This window comes from Exiguobacterium sp. SH1S1 (assembly GCF_004337245.1).
GTDB classification, from domain to species: domain Bacteria; phylum Bacillota; class Bacilli; order Exiguobacteriales; family Exiguobacteriaceae; genus Exiguobacterium; species Exiguobacterium aurantiacum_A.
Genome location: NZ_SJUZ01000002.1, coordinates 120,120 through 135,296 on the forward strand (window position 1 = coordinate 120,120; position 15,177 = coordinate 135,296).

Below are 15,177 nucleotides of genomic sequence, written 5' to 3' on the forward strand. Positions count from 1 at the left end.
TAACACCTTTCATCGGCGTGACGAGATGCCTGATTTTGAACGGAGGACGTCCATCATTTCAAGAGATTTTCCAGTCCCGATCGCAACGCAATCGAGCGGTTCATCCGCAATGAGTGTCGGGATGTGCGTCTCATCAGAGATAACACCGTCCAAGTTTTTAAGGAGCGCGCCGCCGCCTGTCAGGACGATGCCGCGGTCCATGACGTCGGCTGCGAGTTCTGGCGGTGTTTGTTCGAGCGTTTGTTTCACACCGGCTAGAATCGCGTCTACCGTGTCTGAAAGCGCCTCGCACACTTCAACTGCCCCTACTTCGATCTGTTTCGGAAGACCGGTCACGAGGTCGCGTCCGCGGATCTCCATCGTTTCGTTTTCGTTCGACTCGTCGATGCGGGCCGAACCGATTTCCATCTTGAGCGCTTCTGACGTACGTTCCCCGATCATGAGGTTGTATTTGTTTTTAATGTAACGAATAATGGCGTCATCCATTTCGTCACCACCGACACGGATCGACTGGCTTGTCACGATGCCGCCGAGTGAGATCACTGCGACTTCGGTCGTACCGCCACCGATATCGACGACCATCGAGCCTGTCGGTTCCCAAACTGGGAGACCGGCGCCGATTGCTGCCGCGAACGGTTCTTCAATCGTGTACGCTTCGCGAGCGCCTGCTTGCTTGGCCGCATCTTCAACCGCACGTTTTTCAACTGACGTGATGCCGCTTGGCACACAGATCATGACGTTCGTCTTCGATGAGAACAACCCGCTCTTCGATTTTTGTGCTTGCTCCATGAAATATTTGATCATCGTTGCAGTCGTTTCGAAGTCAGCGATAACCCCATCTTTCATCGGACGGCGTGCCGTGACGTTCCCCGGCGTACGTCCAATCATATCTTTGGCCTGATTACCTACGGCCTCAATTCTACCTGTATCTGTACGGAACGCCACTACGGACGGTTCACGAACAACGATTCCTTGACCTTTTACATAAACGAGCGTATTTGCCGTTCCAAGGTCGATTCCGATTTCTCGGTTAAAACTACGAAACATACGTACTGCCCCTCTCCTGGTTACACTAATTATTATTATAACGGAAAAATCATGTTTGAAAACGTTCAATCGATTACAGGTTATTTACAATCCCCTTCATCTCAGTCCTGTTCCACCGTATATTAGTGTGCCTGCTTTTCAAAAAAAACGCAAATCAAAAAGCAGACGTCTGAAGGCGTCTGCTTAGATGAACCGATCATTTAAAGACCGGGTTGGAGCGGCAGCAACAGCATTGCCGCATAAAAGACGACCGAAAAGATGAGAATCGGCCGAAAGAAACGGGACGGTCGCTCGCGCGTCGCACCCGCCAAAAAGCTCGCCATCGTCGCGGTGAACAAATAAATCCCGACGTAAACGAAGACGAGTTGCGGGATGACACGCCACGCTTGACTGTCTCCTGACGCATTTACCCAGGCGATGAACAGACCAATGTAGGCGATGAGCGACACAATTCCGACACCGACGCCGACGAGCGGCGGGTAGCGGTCAAGCCAATGCCCGTCTTTTGAAAACTGTTGAAATAGCGCCATACTCACAAAGACGAACAACGCGAAAACGACGAGCGACAACGCGAACGGCTCGAGCGGAACAAAACTCGCGGCTAGCGCGATTCCAATCATAACAATCCAAACTAGTTTCTCCATACGAACACCTCGTCCGTTAGTATACCAAACTTCAAGAGGGATATGGGAAACGTCTCCTAATTTCACCCGTTCATATACCCACGTTGCTTCATACTGACATAATGATCCTCGCCGATGATGACGTGGTCGAGGCACGCGATACCGACAATATTGCCCGCTTCGACCAAGCGCTCGGACACTTCGATGTCTTCCCGGCTCGGCGTCGCGTCCCCGCTCGGATGGTTATGCACGGCGATGAAACACGCCGCCGACAGCTTGAGCGCTTCGCGGAAGACGTCGCGCGGATGAACAATCGACGAATTCAACCCGCCGACGAACAACGTCTTGCGCGCGATCAATTGATTTTTCGTGTTTAAGTACAAACAGACGAAATGTTCTTGATTAAGTAGCCGGAGCTCATCACGCAGCAGCTCGTACGCGTCCTGCGGCGACCTTATCGTCGGCGACTCTACTTTCGGCTCCTCGACGTAACGGATGCCGATTGTGAACGCCGCGAGCAACTGCTCGGCTTTCTTCTTCGTCATCCCTTCGATTTGACAGAGGTCGTGCACGGACGCCTGTGACAGTGCCCGAAGCGTCGGATACACATCTGACAACCGCCGGGCCGTCGCCTGCGGGTCCCCGCCCCGTCCACCGATTTGAAGCAGTCTGGCAATAGCGGATTCAACACTTCGGTCGAGCACCATAGTCATTCCTTCACCTACTCTCGCATCATTCACAGAAAGCGCGGCGATACCCCGTGACGCTCGAGCGTCTCGACGAGCGGCCGGAGCGGGAGGCCGACGACGTTATAGTAATCCCCTTCGAGCCGTTCGACGAACAAACCGCCCGACCCTTGGATCCCGTAGGCACCGGCCTTGTCATACGGCTCCGACGAATCGAGGTAGCCGTCGAGCCAAGACTCCGGGATGTCGATGAACGTGACGTGCGTCGTCGTGACGAACAAGTCGTGCCGGTCTGGTCCGATGATGCTGACGCCAGTGAGCACTTCATGGGTCGCCCCTGACAAGTGCTTGAGCATCCGGCGTGCGTCATCGCGGTCGTTCGGTTTCTCTAAAATCGTTCCGTCTAGTACGACGACCGTGTCCGAACCGATCACAATCGCGTCGCGGTTGTCCCGTGCGACGTCCATCGCTTTCTCACGGGCTAGACGTCCGACGTACTCGTCCGGATGCTCACGTCCGTCGGTTCCTTCGATGACGTTTGACGGGATCACCTCGTGCAAAATGCCGGCTTGTTTCAACAACTCGGTCCGCCGCGGTGACATCGAGGCGAGGATGACACGTTTCTGTGTTGTGTTCATTGTATCGACTCCTTCCATACTTTCGAAACGGGCTTCCTTGCCGTTTCACGCTTCTCTGTTGATTGTAGGCAAAGCGTCACCCGAACACAATCCAAGCCGCCAAAAAAAACGCCCCTTCTTTTCGAAGGGACGCTCGTTTACGGTGTAGTGTAATCGTACACCGGGATATCTTTTCGTGGGAACGTCTGCGTCGGCACGTAGCGGTCCGGGACGAGTTGATCGAGGTCGGGCCGGTAAAACGCATCGAGTTCGACCGTGAAGTCGAGCGGTGCGGCCGGTTCGGTCGTGTTCGGGCCCGTTTCGGCAGGTCCAGTGAACTGGACGGTCCGCAAAATGTGGATCCGGTTCATCGACTCGACCGACTCGAGGAAGAGGACGAGCGCCTCATACGTCTCCGCTTGGAGCGACACCGTCGAGCGGACGGACGAGGCGTTGACCGGTGTGATCTCGACCGGTTCAGCCGGTTCAGCCGTCTCGCTCACATCGTTCGGTTCCGGTTCGGCGATTGGTTCCGGCACTTCCGATTCGGCGATGAGCCCGTCCGCGAAAGCGATGCTCGTCACGCGCACGTCAGACAGCTGGCTCGCTTGCGATAACGTCTCGACGACCGTATCGAGCGCCGGCTCCGTCGGGACACGTGTCTGCAAGCGCTGCGAATCGGCGACGTCGACGACTTCGCCTTCTTGGCGCAACAGTTCGAGCTTTGTCTGTTCGAGTGACAGCTCGCGCTCGAGCGCCTTCAATTCACCTTGGTTGATAAAGTACTGGTAGCCGAAGTACGACGGGACGGCGATGGCTGCGAACAAACAAATTGTAAAGATCAAATAAATCGTTGAACGTTTCATTCGCTCACCACCTCCTCATCTTCCTCGGGTTGTTCCGTCTCGCCTTCAGGCGTCTCAGGTTCGGCATCGATGAACGTGAACGTAAACTCTCCGATATAGCGTGGGAGCGGCTCATCTGACGCATTGAGAACCGGTGTTCCCGTATCCGTTTCCGCGTCTTGGTCCGCTTCTGCTTTCGTCTCGGTCGTCACGCCGAGCAGTTTGACGTTATCGAACCGTGGATCGTTCAACAACGCTCGTTGGAACGCGTTCAAGTCAGGTAACGTCTCAAACTGGGTCCGGACGCTCATGAGCGAACCGTCGGCGTAGTTGTACGTCAAGACGTAACCTGTCGGCGGCAGCTGTTCGGTCAGCGCACGGAGCGCCGGGACCGCCTGCTTCTCTTCAGTCGTCAGCGCGGTCACAGTCTGCTCGAGCGAGATGACTTGCTGCCCTTTCGAGTTCACTTGTTCGGTCTGGTAGATGCGGACGAGCTGTAACTGTTCGTTGACTTGTGCTTTGTCCTGTTCGATCCCGTTCACTTCGTAATAAAGATAGCCGGTCAGTCCGCCGCCGATCAATAAGGCGGCCAGACTCGCGACGATCGGCCAACGCAGCGTCACGTCGGTCGCATTGATGAAGTTGGCGTCATGGTCGCGGTCGAGCGTCGCCATCCCGAGAAGCGGCAACATCTGATGGGTTAGCGGCGTCGCGTGCGACAATGGCAACGGGTCATCGATGCGTTTGATCGGGACCATCGATTCCAGTTCAATCGTCCGGACGAGGTCATCGAGTTCAGGGACCGTCCCGGAGATGATCAGTTCGTCGATTGGCCGTCCGTCCGTACGAAGCGAGTAACGGTAGAAATCGAGAAAACGGGCGAGTTCATTCAACCATTCATCGGTCCGATTCGCTAACGCCTCGTTTGAGCCGTTGAACGTATATGTAACGATACCGTCTGTCGTGTCGGCACGATACGATAAGTCATTCTCGATGGCACGGATGAAGCGGACCTGCCCTTCCTCGAGGACGAGTAGTTGGTGCGCGAACGGTGTCACGTGCCACAATAGCGTCGACTTGAGCGGGTCGAGCGTCTCGAGTCGAGACACCCCGTTCGCGATCGCAATCGGACGCGGGACGATTTTTTTCAAGGCGAAGCCGCGTTTCTTCATGTAGGCGCGGATCGCTTTCGTCAAATCGACCGAGACGGCGTGCAACATGACCTCGGTCTTCATGTCCGTCTCGCCGAGCACTTCGTAGTCGAAGGCGACGTCGTCGAACGGCAGGATGATCGAGCTGCCGATCTCCATGAACAAATAGCCACGGATCTCGTCTTTCGGAATGTTCGATGGAATCTCGACTTTGCGGGACAGCACTTCCGTCTCCGCCATATCGACGGCACAGACCATCCCTTTTCTTACTTTTATTTTACGGCACAACTCGTCAAAGGCGAGTCCGAACGCGTTCTCGTCTTGAATCAAACCTTCCGCATAGGCACCTTTCGCCAATTGGACGGAAGCGCTTCGTTTAAAGACGCCTTGTTTAATCACGGCCCCGTGGATGCTGAGTGCATCGAACGAGAAGTACGCGACCGTTCCTTTCTCTATAGCCCGGCTCATGCTTGTTTCCCCCTACATCAAATCAAAATACCAATCAAAAAAACGTTCGCTGAACCAAAACGTCAGCATCGTACCGAGTGCGATCGACGGGACGAACGGGATCGGTTGCTTGCGGCCGATCCGTTTCAGTCCGATGAGCAACAGTCCAACGACTGCTCCGATCAAGCTCGCTAAAAACAATGCGACCAATACGTCACGTGGTCCGAGCACGAGCCCGATCACTGTAAATAGTTTGACATCGCCGGCCCCAAGTCCCCCTTTTGAGACGAAAAAAACGGTGGCGAGGACAGAAAACCCGAGCGCCGCCCCAGCGAGCGGGCTCCACCACGTAGCTCCGGACGCATAAGCGAGGATGAGCAGCAGTGGTGCCGCAAACATGAGAATCACGTTCGGCACGAGCATCGTCGACAAATCAGACATCGCCAGTGCGAGTAGCGTCGATAAGAAGACGAACGCAAGCAATGTCGTCCCGGAGAATCCGTACAGCCAAAAGCTATAGCCGTAACCGACCGCCCCGAGCAGTTCGAACAGCGGGTACGTCGGCGCGATCCGTCCGCCACAGCCGCGGCACTTGCCGCGTAACAATATGTAACCGAACACCGGGATGAGTTCCCAAGCGGACAAGACGTGTCCGCACGACGGACAATGCGACCGTGGCGACACGATCGACTGTTTGCGTGGCACGCGGAGCCCGACGACGTTTGTGAACGAGGTGATGATCATGCCGAGCACGATGCTGTAAATGAGTCCAATGAGGTCAACCAAAATTGGTCACTTCCTTACTTGTAAGTATATGCCAAAAATAGAAAACCGGCTAGGCTGAGCGAGAGCCCAGCGCCAGCCGGAGAATAACATTATTTTTTACTATTTGCTGCAGCTTCAAGAGTATCTTTATTGATTTTACTTTCAGGAGTATCCTCAAAATAATAAACTTTACTTACTGCAGCACCTTTTAGTGTTACTGCGTATGAAAATTTTCCTGAAGCTTCAGTAATTGTTACTTTCGCATCAGTATATTCTTTGTCTGAGAACGGATCTTTTAAAGTTGAGATATAATCAAAACCCGCTCCCTGTGTTGGTGAAGTTGCACTTGCAGCAGTGGATAGGAACACTAACTCTCCCGATTTAGGTTCAGAAGCAGTATGTAACTTCGCCGCACTTACCATCTGTTTAGCATCCGCGACCATCGCATCTTTCTTCGAGTTCTCGATGATCCCACCGATCGCAACGACCGCGATGGCTGCGATAATTCCTAAAATAACGACGACGACGAGTAACTCGACGAGTGTGAGCCCGCGCTCATCTTTTAATTGTTTCGCATCTTGCCAAATCATTTTCATTTTTTCTAACATGACTGATTCTCCCCTTTTGTGTGTTTTGCTGTATTTTGTGCTGGATTCATTACCGTAGTACTAAAACAAGTAGTACAATTTTACTATACATTCAAAATATGGAGTTGAAAAGTAGTTTATATGCATAAACTAAGAATTTCCTACTGATTTTGGATGTCGCCGTAAATTTGGAACATCGGGACGACGATGGCGATGACGATGACCCCGACGATACTGGCCAACACGACGATCAACAGCGGCTCGATGATCGACTTCAACCGGTCTGTCGTCGTCTCGACCTCGGTCTCATAAAATTCGGCGACTTCGTTCAACATCGAATCTAAATCTCCGCTCTCTTCGCCGACCGCAATCATTTGTGTCATGAGCGGCGGGAAGTTCGGGTTCCGTTCGAGCGGTTCGTGGAGCGGGATTCCTTGCGCCATCATATTGCGCGCCTGCCCGAGCCCTTTCCGGATGACCCGGTTCGAGACGATCTTCTCCGTGATCTCAATCGCTGACAAGATCGGCACGGCCGCTTGCAGTAAGACGGCCAAACTTCGCGTCAGGAGTGCGATCTGGGACTTTAGGACGATCGGCCCGAAAATCGGCATTTTCAGCAACAACCCGTCGATCAAGAACCGTTCCTTGTCGCGCTTCAACATCCACGAGAACAGGAGGACGCCGAGCAGCGCGCCACCGAACAGCAACCACCAATAGGCGGCGACGAAGTCTGAGACGGCGACGACGATCCGGGTGATGAGCGGGAGCTCACCACCGAGCTGTCCGAAAATGCTCGCGAACGTCGGCACGACGTTCACCATCAGGAAAGCGACGACGCCGATCGCGACAATCGAGACGACGAGCGGATACGTGAGCGCCGAAATGACTTTACGTTTAATATCGTACTGTTTCTGAAGCTGCAGCCCGATTTGGTCGAGTGCTTCTTCTAAGTTACCGCTCGCCTCACCCGCGAGCGCCATCGAGCTAAAGAAGTTCGAGAACACACGCGGATGTTTTTTGATCGCTTCCGAGAAGGCGATCCCTTCTCGAAGGTCGTCCTCGACTTGGCTGAGTGTCTTCTTCAACAGCTTCGACTCCGTCTGGACGCGCAAAATCGACGTTGCCCGGACGATTGGGACGCCGGCCCGGATGAGCGTGGCGAACTGACGGACGTACATGATCAAATGTTCGATTTTGACGCGTTCCGGCAATAAGTTGACTTCCGTGTTCAGTCCGGTCGACTCGAGTTCGGACAAGTCGGTGACGAGAATCGACTCTTGCCGAAGTTTGTCTTTAGCTTCCCGGAGCGACACGGCGGTGATCCGCCCTTTCTTGCGCTTCCCGTTCAGCAGTTTTCCTTCGTATTGAAAGATGGCCATAGTCTCACCTCATTTCTTCGCTTGGCACGGCGCTTGGATTGATGACCCCTTGACGGATCAGCTGTTCGATCGACATTTCCATCGATTGCATCCCGTTCTGCCGGTTCGTCTGGATGACGGTCGGGAGCTGAAACTCCTTCTCGTTCCGGATCAAGTTGGCGACGGCTGCGTTCCCGATCATGATCTCCATCGCCGCGACCCGACCTTTTGGCACGTCGACACGCGGGAACAGGCGTTGACTGACGACCCCAAGCAACACGTTGGCGAGTTGGGTCCGGATTTGGTCTTGTTGTTCGGCCGGGAAAGCGTCGATGATCCGGCTGACGGTCGACATCGCGCTCGACGTGTGGAGCGTCGCCATGACGAGATGACCGGTCTCAGCGGCGGTCATCGCCGTCGAAATCGTCTCTAAGTCGCGCATCTCCCCGAGCAAGATGACGTCCGGGTCTTGGCGGAGCGCCGCCCGCAGGCCGCTCACGAACTTCATGACGTCCGAGCCGATCTCCCGCTGGTCGACGATGCTCTGATCGTGCGTGTGTAAATATTCGATCGGGTCTTCGAGCGTGATGATGCGTTTTCGCTGCGTCCGGTTGATCTCATGGATCATCGCCGCGAGCGTCGTCGATTTCCCAGACCCCGTCGGTCCGGTCACAAGGATCAACCCGTGTGGTTTCTCGATGAGCCGCTTGAGCACCGGCGGTAAATTGAGCTCGTTCAACGTCGGGATTTCCCCGGAAATAGAACGAAACGCGATGGCGATCGTGCCACGTTGATAGTAGGCGTTGACGCGGAAGCGCGACACGCGGGGCACACCGAACGAGAAGTCGAGGTCGCGCTGGATCTCAAGGCGGCCTCGCATCTCGTCGGTCATGATTTCCTGCAAGTATCCTTCGATGTGGACGGGGAGCACTTTCTCCTCGCCCATCGTGATCAGACTGCCGTCAATCCGGAAAATCGGTGGCGAACCGGCGGTCAGATGGATGTCTGAGGCACGTTGTTCGACCGCTTTCGTTAAAATCGCTTCGATTGATTGATGGATCATAGGTTCACTCCGTTATGACTGTTCTCAGTATTTCCTCGGTCGTCGTCAAACCTTGTGCGACTTTCTCGAGACCGTCGGCGAGCAAGAACCGGGCACCGGATCGTTTCGCTTGCTCGACCATCTCGGCCTCGGTCGCTTGGTTCATGATCAAACGACGCAACTCTTCATCAATCGGCACGACTTCATGGATGGCGAGTCGCCCACGATAGCCTGTAAAGTTACACGACGCACACCCGTTTCCGCGAATGACGCGCGTGATCGTCACACGTTCGGCGTCGAACAGTTCTTGCTCCCGTTTCGAGACCGGTTGCTCATGACCACAGTCGCGACAGACGCGGCGGACGAGGCGCTGGGCGACGAGGCCGGACGTTGAAGCCGCGACGAGGAACGGTTCGACCCCCATATCGACAAGGCGGGTGATTGAACTGATCGCCGAGTTCGTATGGAGCGTCGATAAGACTAAATGTCCAGTGAGCGAGGCACGGATCGCAATCTCGGCCGTCTCGGTATCCCGGATCTCCCCGACCATGACGATGTTCGGGTCTTGGCGGAGGATCGAGCGAAGACCGGAGGCGAACGTGAGGCCCACTTTCGCATTGACTTGGACTTGGTTGATGCCGTCAAGTTGATACTCGACCGGATCTTCGACCGTGATGATGTTCTTCGACTCGTCATTCAGTTCTTTGAGCGATGCGTACAGTGTCGACGATTTACCCGAACCGGTCGGCCCTGTGATCAAAATAATGCCGTTCGGCCGCTTCAACATGTCGCGATACAACATCTCGTTATGGTCGCCGAACCCGAGTTTCGTCAAGTCGGTCAACCCTTGTGAGGAATCGAGCACCCGGATGACGATCTTTTCGCCGTACATCGTCGGGAGCGTCGAGACGCGGAAATCGTACGGGCGGTCGCGCAGCGTATACTTGATCCGTCCATCTTGGGGCAGCCGGCTTTCCGTGATGTCTAGATTACTCATCACTTTTAGTCGCGTCAGCATGACGCTTTGAATTTTCTTTGGATAAACCGCTTCTGTCCGTAAATCACCGTCGACACGAAAGCGGACGTGTAGTTGCTTCTCATGTGGATCGAAATGGATATCCGATGCTCGTTGATCGATCGCGCTCAAAAACAACTGGTTGACGAGCCGAATGACCGGGGCGTCGTCACGTGACGCCGTCTCTTGCCGTTCGAATTCCGGCGCCTCATCTTTTAAAATCTCGATGAGCGAGGCGTCCATTTCGTAATACCGGCTGATCGTCTTCCGAATTTGTTCCCGCGTCGCAATGCCAACCTCAATATTCATCCCGGTCTGTAACCGGACGTCATCGATCGCAATCAAATCAAGGGGATCCGCCGTCGCAACGAATAGCGTGTTCCCCTGTAATTCAATCGGCATGATGTCGTGCTTTTGGGCAATCGCTTTTGGCACGAGTTTTGTGACGGTCACGTTAATGTCTTGCGAATATAATGCGATGATTGGTACGTCCAGTTGTTCATGAAGTACTTGAATCAATTGTGTCTCGGTCAAATAGTGCAACCGCATGAGTGCATCGCCGAGTTTTTCGCCTCGCCGCTTTTGGGCGAGCGCCTCGTCGAGTTGCTCGTTCGTAATCAATCCAGCCTCGATCAACATCTCGCCCAATCGTTTTTTCGTTCGTCTCACCTTACTTCACCATCCTCTGAGGTACCTCCTGCTCGACGTCTCGCTGTTCAATGAAGACGCTCAACGCTGCGCCGCCCGCTAAACCGATGACGAGGAGGAGCCAAGCCCACCACGTCCGTTCAAGCGATTCCGCATACAACATATACATACCGAGCGATAACACGGCCACAAGTACCGACACGACGAGTTTCGTCTCGCGCTTCCGTACGTATGGGATTGACAAGGCAAACAGCGTCAACGTGGCCAGCACCCAAAAGGCGAGCAGTATTACATATCCGATCATCCGACTGCCTCCTCGCTAGACGCCGGGACGTCCTCGTCCACCGGCGGTTGCTCTTCAAATTCATTCAATCCATCATCTTCTATATCGTCATTAAACGGATCGTCGTCCAGTGTTTCGTCCGGGAACGTTGGAATGATCGGTTCAACCGGTTCAGGCGGCGGTAGTGGGACCGAACTTTTCGTCACGATCTCCGGTACCGGCTCATAGAAATCAAAGCCCAACAGTTCACGCGTCTCGCCTGCCTCGGTGACACGGATGCGATACAACTTCCCTGACTCTCCAGTTTGACCGGATTGCGTCACCGAAGAACTTCCGGACGGGAGTGATGGGGAGAAGCGGATCACGTTTTGGTACGGCACGCTTGCGACTTCTTCGACCCGCGATTCGTACGCACCGACGAACGCTTTCCCGAGCAGTTGCACCGTCATCACGTTCCCTTCATCTAGGACGATGATGGCGTAAGGTGATTGTTCCGTGTTTTGGACGGCGAAGTTCGAGCCGGCATCGATTTTGACGTCGTAGCCAAGCTCGATGCCGCTCGGAAGCACTTCATGCGGGACGCGCTCGAGCACTTTGAACGGAGTCGCCGCAAACAATTTATAGAGAGACGAACCGATCGGCGTGAGTGCTTCAAAATCTTCCCCGAACGACTTCAAGCTGAACATGTCGCCTGCATCCATTTCAAATCCGTTCATCCGTTCTAACGCCGAGCGCATTGCCGGCGTCGGACTAATCGTCATCGACGCGACGACTTCGTTCTCTTCTGCGACCATCTCAAGGGCAACGTTCGAATCGAGCTCAGACGCCGAGGCGACGAGCGGTGGGGTCACCATCGTCATCGTGACGGGTTGATTCTCTAAATACGGAGCGATTCGCTCTTCATCGATTGTTGTGATGAGCGGATAGTCCCCTGGTTCGGATATGGCTTCAAGCGTATCGTTCACGTTAAACGTCACGACGTCTTTCCCGACTTCGAGCGCCGTCCCGTCGACAAGCGTGACCGTGAACGGTGCGTTTGCGAAGTCTTTGACGGCATTGTCAAGACGGACGACCGCCTCTTCTTTCGTCATCCCCGATATATCGATCCCGGCGACACGTGTGTCTTTATATGTAGCACTCGTCTTCGCTGACGCGTCGAGATAGTTGACGAGCCCGATCGTCGGTAACGACACGAGCAACACAAGACATGTCAGGATGAAAAAGTGCATCCCATATTGCTTCATTCCAATTCCCCCTATGTAAAAAACTGAGACTTTCGATTTACTATCCGTTCGTACTCTAACTTTAGTATAATATGCATTGGACATAAATTAACATTTATTTAGGTAATCATACGCTTTTTTCCTAGTATTTTATTATATTTGAAAAGGAGGTCAATGCGTTGGCCCGTTCCGAAAAAGGTTTTACGCTCGTCGAAGTACTCGTGTCGATCGTCATTTTATCGATTGTCTCGTTCTCCCTGTTAAACATCTTCAGCCAAAGCCTGAAGACGACGAATGACAATCTCAGTACGACCATCGCCAACCAAGTCGCTCAAAATGCGCTTCATACATTGGATCGGCGAGCCTCATCTGTTCAAGAAGCGCTTGACTTGAATAAACTGTTGAATCGTAACGGCGTGAGTTCAGTATGTGATTTTTGCTCCGACTATCGGATTCATGGGGAGACGTATGTCGCTACTATCACCCAACGGTCAACGATGCCTCCAAATACTATCGAAGTCGAGATTTCCGTGACGACCGACCGACTCCGAACACCTGTCACGTTGAAAGGAGTGATCTCGAATGCCACGTTACGTGAGCCGTTCCCTGAAACGGCTGTCCCAGAAAGTGAACTCATTCAGTAAGGCGTCAGAAGGATTTACGTTAGTCGAGCTTCTCGTGACTGTCGTCGTCGCCTCGATTTTAAGCGGCGTCATCATCACTGCCTTCATTTCAGGAACGCTCGGTTTTCAATTGACGAACGAAACGAGCGAACTGCGCAGTGAGGCCGACTATTTGGTCACGTCCATCCTATCCGAAGTCAACCGGAGTGAATTTGACGCCGTCACCGAAGTAGATGACACCTACCAATTCCACCAACTATCCGAACCTCGCATCTCGTCGACTGGGATGATCTATCGGGAAGCCGGATATGAACCGATCAGCTTGAATTTATCCCCCGATTCATACGTGCCGAGCAATCCGAACGTCTTGTTAGATACGATTTCTATCCAAGTGATCGAGCCCGTCTATGACCCACGGCGACCGAGCTATATGACGAGCGGCTTGATCGAGATTGAGATGAACCTAACGTTAAAGGCAAATCCTGATTCCATTAAAACGTTTAAAAGTTCGATTCCATTTTAAGAAAGAAAGGAGGCATCACTTATGCATAAACGAGAAGAAGGTTATGTCCTCGTACTCGTCCTCGTGACGATGGCCGCGCTCGCCGTCTTATCGCTCGCTGCCATGCAAGTGAACTTGGTCACGAATAAACTGACGGTTATTCGCACGGAAGATACGCAGCTGAACGAAGATGCGAAGAGTGCGCTCAATCTGATTGCCGCGGACGTTCGGAATCGTTTCCCTCTTCATAACGCAAATGATGTACCGGCTCATATGGAGTCGGAATCGGCTTTTAATGACGCGATTCAAGGCGCACTCGTCTCAAACGAACCGTTCCTTGAGCTTCCGAGTGAGAGCGACAGTGAGATTAGCTATTCAATTCAATTAAAAGAGAATGCGGACGCGAACCTGCTCGATACTGCACCGTTCACGAAGATTTTACAAGTAAACGTCGTCGCGAGCCGACAGACGAATCCTGAGCAACCTGTCCTATCCGTTGAATATACGCAGGACTTGTATTTGACGGCTCTGCCCTCGTTTCTGTATTACGTTCTCGGGTCGGACACGCAGTTGACGGTGAACGGGATGCCGACCGTTAAAGGGAACATGTATTCAAATGGGCCGCTTACATTCATGAGAGATGCCAATTATCAACTTGGTGCCGATCGATTCACTATTAAAAACGTTGATTCAAGTCTGTTACATCTGGATGGCCGAATCGATTTGTCGGACCAAGGAACATGCGCGAGTTGCCAACAAGAAAACTATTTCACTGCTGGAACAGAACGGGCTGGCGAAATGGCAGATGTGGGAGTCTCACCAAGTAGCTTTTCCCCGTTCCAATATGACTATTCAATCATCGAATTTTTGAATCGTCGTCTCGATACCCCGCTCGCTTACACGAGCAACGTCGACTCTAAAATTTTTGAAGAGGGATTGGTTGCTTCGACCGATCAAGTCTTCGAGCTCGAACGGGTTTTATCGGAAGATGGTTCATCAATTATCGAGCGACCGACTTCATACTTACGGGCGGATGCTTATAACGCTTTAAACGCCCCGACCATTTTGAAACTACCGTCAACCCTGTCAGATCGTGCCATGTATGTCACCGAGTCCATCACCGAATCAAGTGCTCCTCTTTTATTAGATGGGGACGTCGTGATTGAATCGCTCGACAAACTAACGATTGCTCGACCATTGATTGTACGAGGAAACTTGACGATTAGGGGGAACGTATCCTTTAATTCGACCGTGTATACACTCAAGGATACGTTCATCGATCGTGCCAATATCCTTCCAATCGATGCAGAGAGAGGGAACTCCCTCATCCTCTTGTCAAAAGGCAAGATTTTGTTGAATCGGATTAACGAGTTCGATAACACACCGACAACACTTCAGGCGTTCATGTATAGCGACTCCGAAGAAGAAACGAAAGTATATGCGGTAGGTTCCATCCTCGAAGTGAATGGAGGACTTTATAGCAGAGGACCGCTTGTCGTGAACGTTTTCCGCGGTTCTTTTGAACAAGGTGACGGATTGACCCCTCTCGAATATTTCGACCGCCAAGTACCGGCGCATACGGCCAGTCAATCTCGATTGAAATTGACGTATAACGATGCCGTATTCAATCAGCTCGAAACGTTACCGGTCACGAACCAACTCCAGTTCTTTGTCAGTCATCCTGTACAAATTAAATAAGCGAGAGGCCGCGGCCT

At 53.0% G+C, this 15,177-nt stretch carries 16 protein-coding genes; 3 read left to right on the forward strand and 13 right to left on the reverse strand.

Annotated features, from left to right (window positions below):
- Positions 1-9 precede the first annotated feature (9 nt).
- The 13 genes from EVJ23_RS07005 to EVJ23_RS07065 form a co-directional block, all read right to left on the reverse strand.
- Positions 10-1,047: a rod shape-determining protein gene (locus EVJ23_RS07005; RefSeq protein WP_070327697.1), complete on the reverse strand. Its 1,038-nt coding sequence runs from the start codon at positions 1,045-1,047 to the stop codon at positions 10-12.
- Positions 1,048-1,247: 200 nt separating this feature from the next.
- On the reverse strand, positions 1,248-1,691 hold the full coding sequence (locus EVJ23_RS07010) for a hypothetical protein (RefSeq protein WP_236633724.1): 444 nt from the start codon (positions 1,689-1,691) through the stop codon (positions 1,248-1,250).
- Positions 1,692-1,753: 62 nt separating this feature from the next.
- The gene (gene radC / locus EVJ23_RS07015; RefSeq protein ID WP_131465477.1) at positions 1,754-2,383 is read right to left on the reverse strand and encodes a RadC family protein; all 630 of its coding nucleotides are present in this window, start codon (positions 2,381-2,383) and stop codon (positions 1,754-1,756) included.
- 23 nt (positions 2,384-2,406) lie between these two features.
- Positions 2,407-2,994, reverse strand: a complete 588-nt coding sequence (locus EVJ23_RS07020; RefSeq protein ID WP_070327700.1) for a Maf family protein — start codon at positions 2,992-2,994, stop codon at positions 2,407-2,409.
- A 137-nt stretch (positions 2,995-3,131) separates the two neighbouring features.
- Entirely contained in the window at positions 3,132-3,839 is a 708-nt protein-coding gene (locus EVJ23_RS07025; protein WP_131465479.1) for a hypothetical protein, read from the reverse strand.
- Positions 3,836-5,437 (reverse strand): pilus assembly protein PilM, encoded by a 1,602-nt coding sequence (pilM, locus tag EVJ23_RS07030; protein WP_131465481.1) that lies wholly within the window; start codon positions 5,435-5,437, stop codon positions 3,836-3,838. The genes EVJ23_RS07025 and pilM overlap by 4 nt, the downstream gene beginning before the upstream one ends.
- 12 nt (positions 5,438-5,449) lie before the next feature.
- A complete protein-coding gene (locus EVJ23_RS07035) occupies positions 5,450-6,202 on the reverse strand; it encodes a prepilin peptidase (RefSeq protein ID WP_131465483.1) in 753 nt (250 codons plus the stop codon).
- An 89-nt stretch (positions 6,203-6,291) separates the two neighbouring features.
- On the reverse strand, positions 6,292-6,789 hold the full coding sequence (locus tag EVJ23_RS07040; RefSeq protein ID WP_131465485.1) for a prepilin-type N-terminal cleavage/methylation domain-containing protein: 498 nt from the start codon (positions 6,787-6,789) through the stop codon (positions 6,292-6,294).
- A gap of 140 nt (positions 6,790-6,929) precedes the next feature.
- Positions 6,930-8,147 carry a type II secretion system F family protein gene (locus tag EVJ23_RS07045; protein WP_070327704.1) on the reverse strand — a complete coding sequence of 406 codons (1,218 nt, stop codon included), beginning with the start codon at positions 8,145-8,147 and terminating at the stop codon, positions 6,930-6,932.
- Positions 8,148-8,151: 4 nt separating this feature from the next.
- Positions 8,152-9,189, reverse strand: coding sequence for a type IV pilus twitching motility protein PilT (locus EVJ23_RS07050; protein WP_083273986.1), 1,038 nt, complete (start codon positions 9,187-9,189; stop codon positions 8,152-8,154).
- A 4-nt stretch (positions 9,190-9,193) separates the two neighbouring features.
- Entirely contained in the window at positions 9,194-10,852 is a 1,659-nt protein-coding gene (locus EVJ23_RS07055; RefSeq protein WP_131465487.1) for a GspE/PulE family protein, read from the reverse strand.
- 1 nt (position 10,853) lies between these two features.
- The gene (locus tag EVJ23_RS07060; protein WP_071399375.1) at positions 10,854-11,135 is read right to left on the reverse strand and encodes a hypothetical protein; all 282 of its coding nucleotides are present in this window, start codon (positions 11,133-11,135) and stop codon (positions 10,854-10,856) included.
- A complete protein-coding gene (locus tag EVJ23_RS07065) occupies positions 11,132-12,358 on the reverse strand; it encodes a G5 domain-containing protein (protein WP_236633725.1) in 1,227 nt (408 codons plus the stop codon). The genes EVJ23_RS07060 and EVJ23_RS07065 overlap by 4 nt, the downstream gene beginning before the upstream one ends.
- Positions 12,359-12,516: 158 nt before the next feature.
- On the opposite strand from EVJ23_RS07065, the gene EVJ23_RS07070 reads away from it, so the two are divergent.
- From EVJ23_RS07070 to EVJ23_RS07080, 3 genes are read left to right on the forward strand one after another with little or no spacing between them, the layout of a single operon-like run.
- Positions 12,517-12,981 carry a type IV pilus modification PilV family protein gene (locus EVJ23_RS07070; protein ID WP_131465489.1) on the forward strand — a complete coding sequence of 155 codons (465 nt, stop codon included), beginning with the start codon at positions 12,517-12,519 and terminating at the stop codon, positions 12,979-12,981.
- Positions 12,920-13,483 (forward strand): prepilin-type N-terminal cleavage/methylation domain-containing protein, encoded by a 564-nt coding sequence (locus EVJ23_RS07075; protein WP_236633726.1) that lies wholly within the window; start codon positions 12,920-12,922, stop codon positions 13,481-13,483. The genes EVJ23_RS07070 and EVJ23_RS07075 overlap by 62 nt, the downstream gene beginning before the upstream one ends.
- Before the next feature lie 21 nt (positions 13,484-13,504).
- Positions 13,505-15,160: a hypothetical protein gene (locus EVJ23_RS07080; RefSeq protein WP_131465491.1), complete on the forward strand. Its 1,656-nt coding sequence runs from the start codon at positions 13,505-13,507 to the stop codon at positions 15,158-15,160.
- Positions 15,161-15,177: the final 17 nt, after the last annotated feature.

What these genes read in the sequence shown, in the direction of transcription:
- EVJ23_RS07065 (WP_236633725.1), bottom strand. Translation starts at nt 12,358, where the DNA reads ATGAAGCAATATGGGATGCACTTTTTCATCCTGACATGTCTTGTGTTG.
- EVJ23_RS07045 (WP_070327704.1), bottom strand. Translation starts at nt 8,147, where the DNA reads ATGGCCATCTTTCAATACGAAGGAAAACTGCTGAACGGGAAGCGCAAG.
- EVJ23_RS07010 (WP_236633724.1), bottom strand. Translation starts at nt 1,691, where the DNA reads ATGGAGAAACTAGTTTGGATTGTTATGATTGGAATCGCGCTAGCCGCG.
- EVJ23_RS07050 (WP_083273986.1), bottom strand. Translation starts at nt 9,189, where the DNA reads ATGATCCATCAATCAATCGAAGCGATTTTAACGAAAGCGGTCGAACAA.
- EVJ23_RS07060 (WP_071399375.1), bottom strand. Translation starts at nt 11,135, where the DNA reads ATGATCGGATATGTAATACTGCTCGCCTTTTGGGTGCTGGCCACGTTG.
- EVJ23_RS07025 (WP_131465479.1), bottom strand. Translation starts at nt 3,839, where the DNA reads ATGAAACGTTCAACGATTTATTTGATCTTTACAATTTGTTTGTTCGCA.
- EVJ23_RS07075 (WP_236633726.1), top strand. Translation starts at nt 12,920, where the DNA reads ATGCCACGTTACGTGAGCCGTTCCCTGAAACGGCTGTCCCAGAAAGTG.
- EVJ23_RS07020 (WP_070327700.1), bottom strand. Translation starts at nt 2,994, where the DNA reads ATGAACACAACACAGAAACGTGTCATCCTCGCCTCGATGTCACCGCGG.
- EVJ23_RS07080 (WP_131465491.1), top strand. Translation starts at nt 13,505, where the DNA reads ATGCATAAACGAGAAGAAGGTTATGTCCTCGTACTCGTCCTCGTGACG.
- EVJ23_RS07040 (WP_131465485.1), bottom strand. Translation starts at nt 6,789, where the DNA reads ATGTTAGAAAAAATGAAAATGATTTGGCAAGATGCGAAACAATTAAAA.
- pilM (WP_131465481.1), bottom strand. Translation starts at nt 5,437, where the DNA reads ATGAGCCGGGCTATAGAGAAAGGAACGGTCGCGTACTTCTCGTTCGAT.
- radC (WP_131465477.1), bottom strand. Translation starts at nt 2,383, where the DNA reads ATGACTATGGTGCTCGACCGAAGTGTTGAATCCGCTATTGCCAGACTG.
- EVJ23_RS07005 (WP_070327697.1), bottom strand. Translation starts at nt 1,047, where the DNA reads ATGTTTCGTAGTTTTAACCGAGAAATCGGAATCGACCTTGGAACGGCA.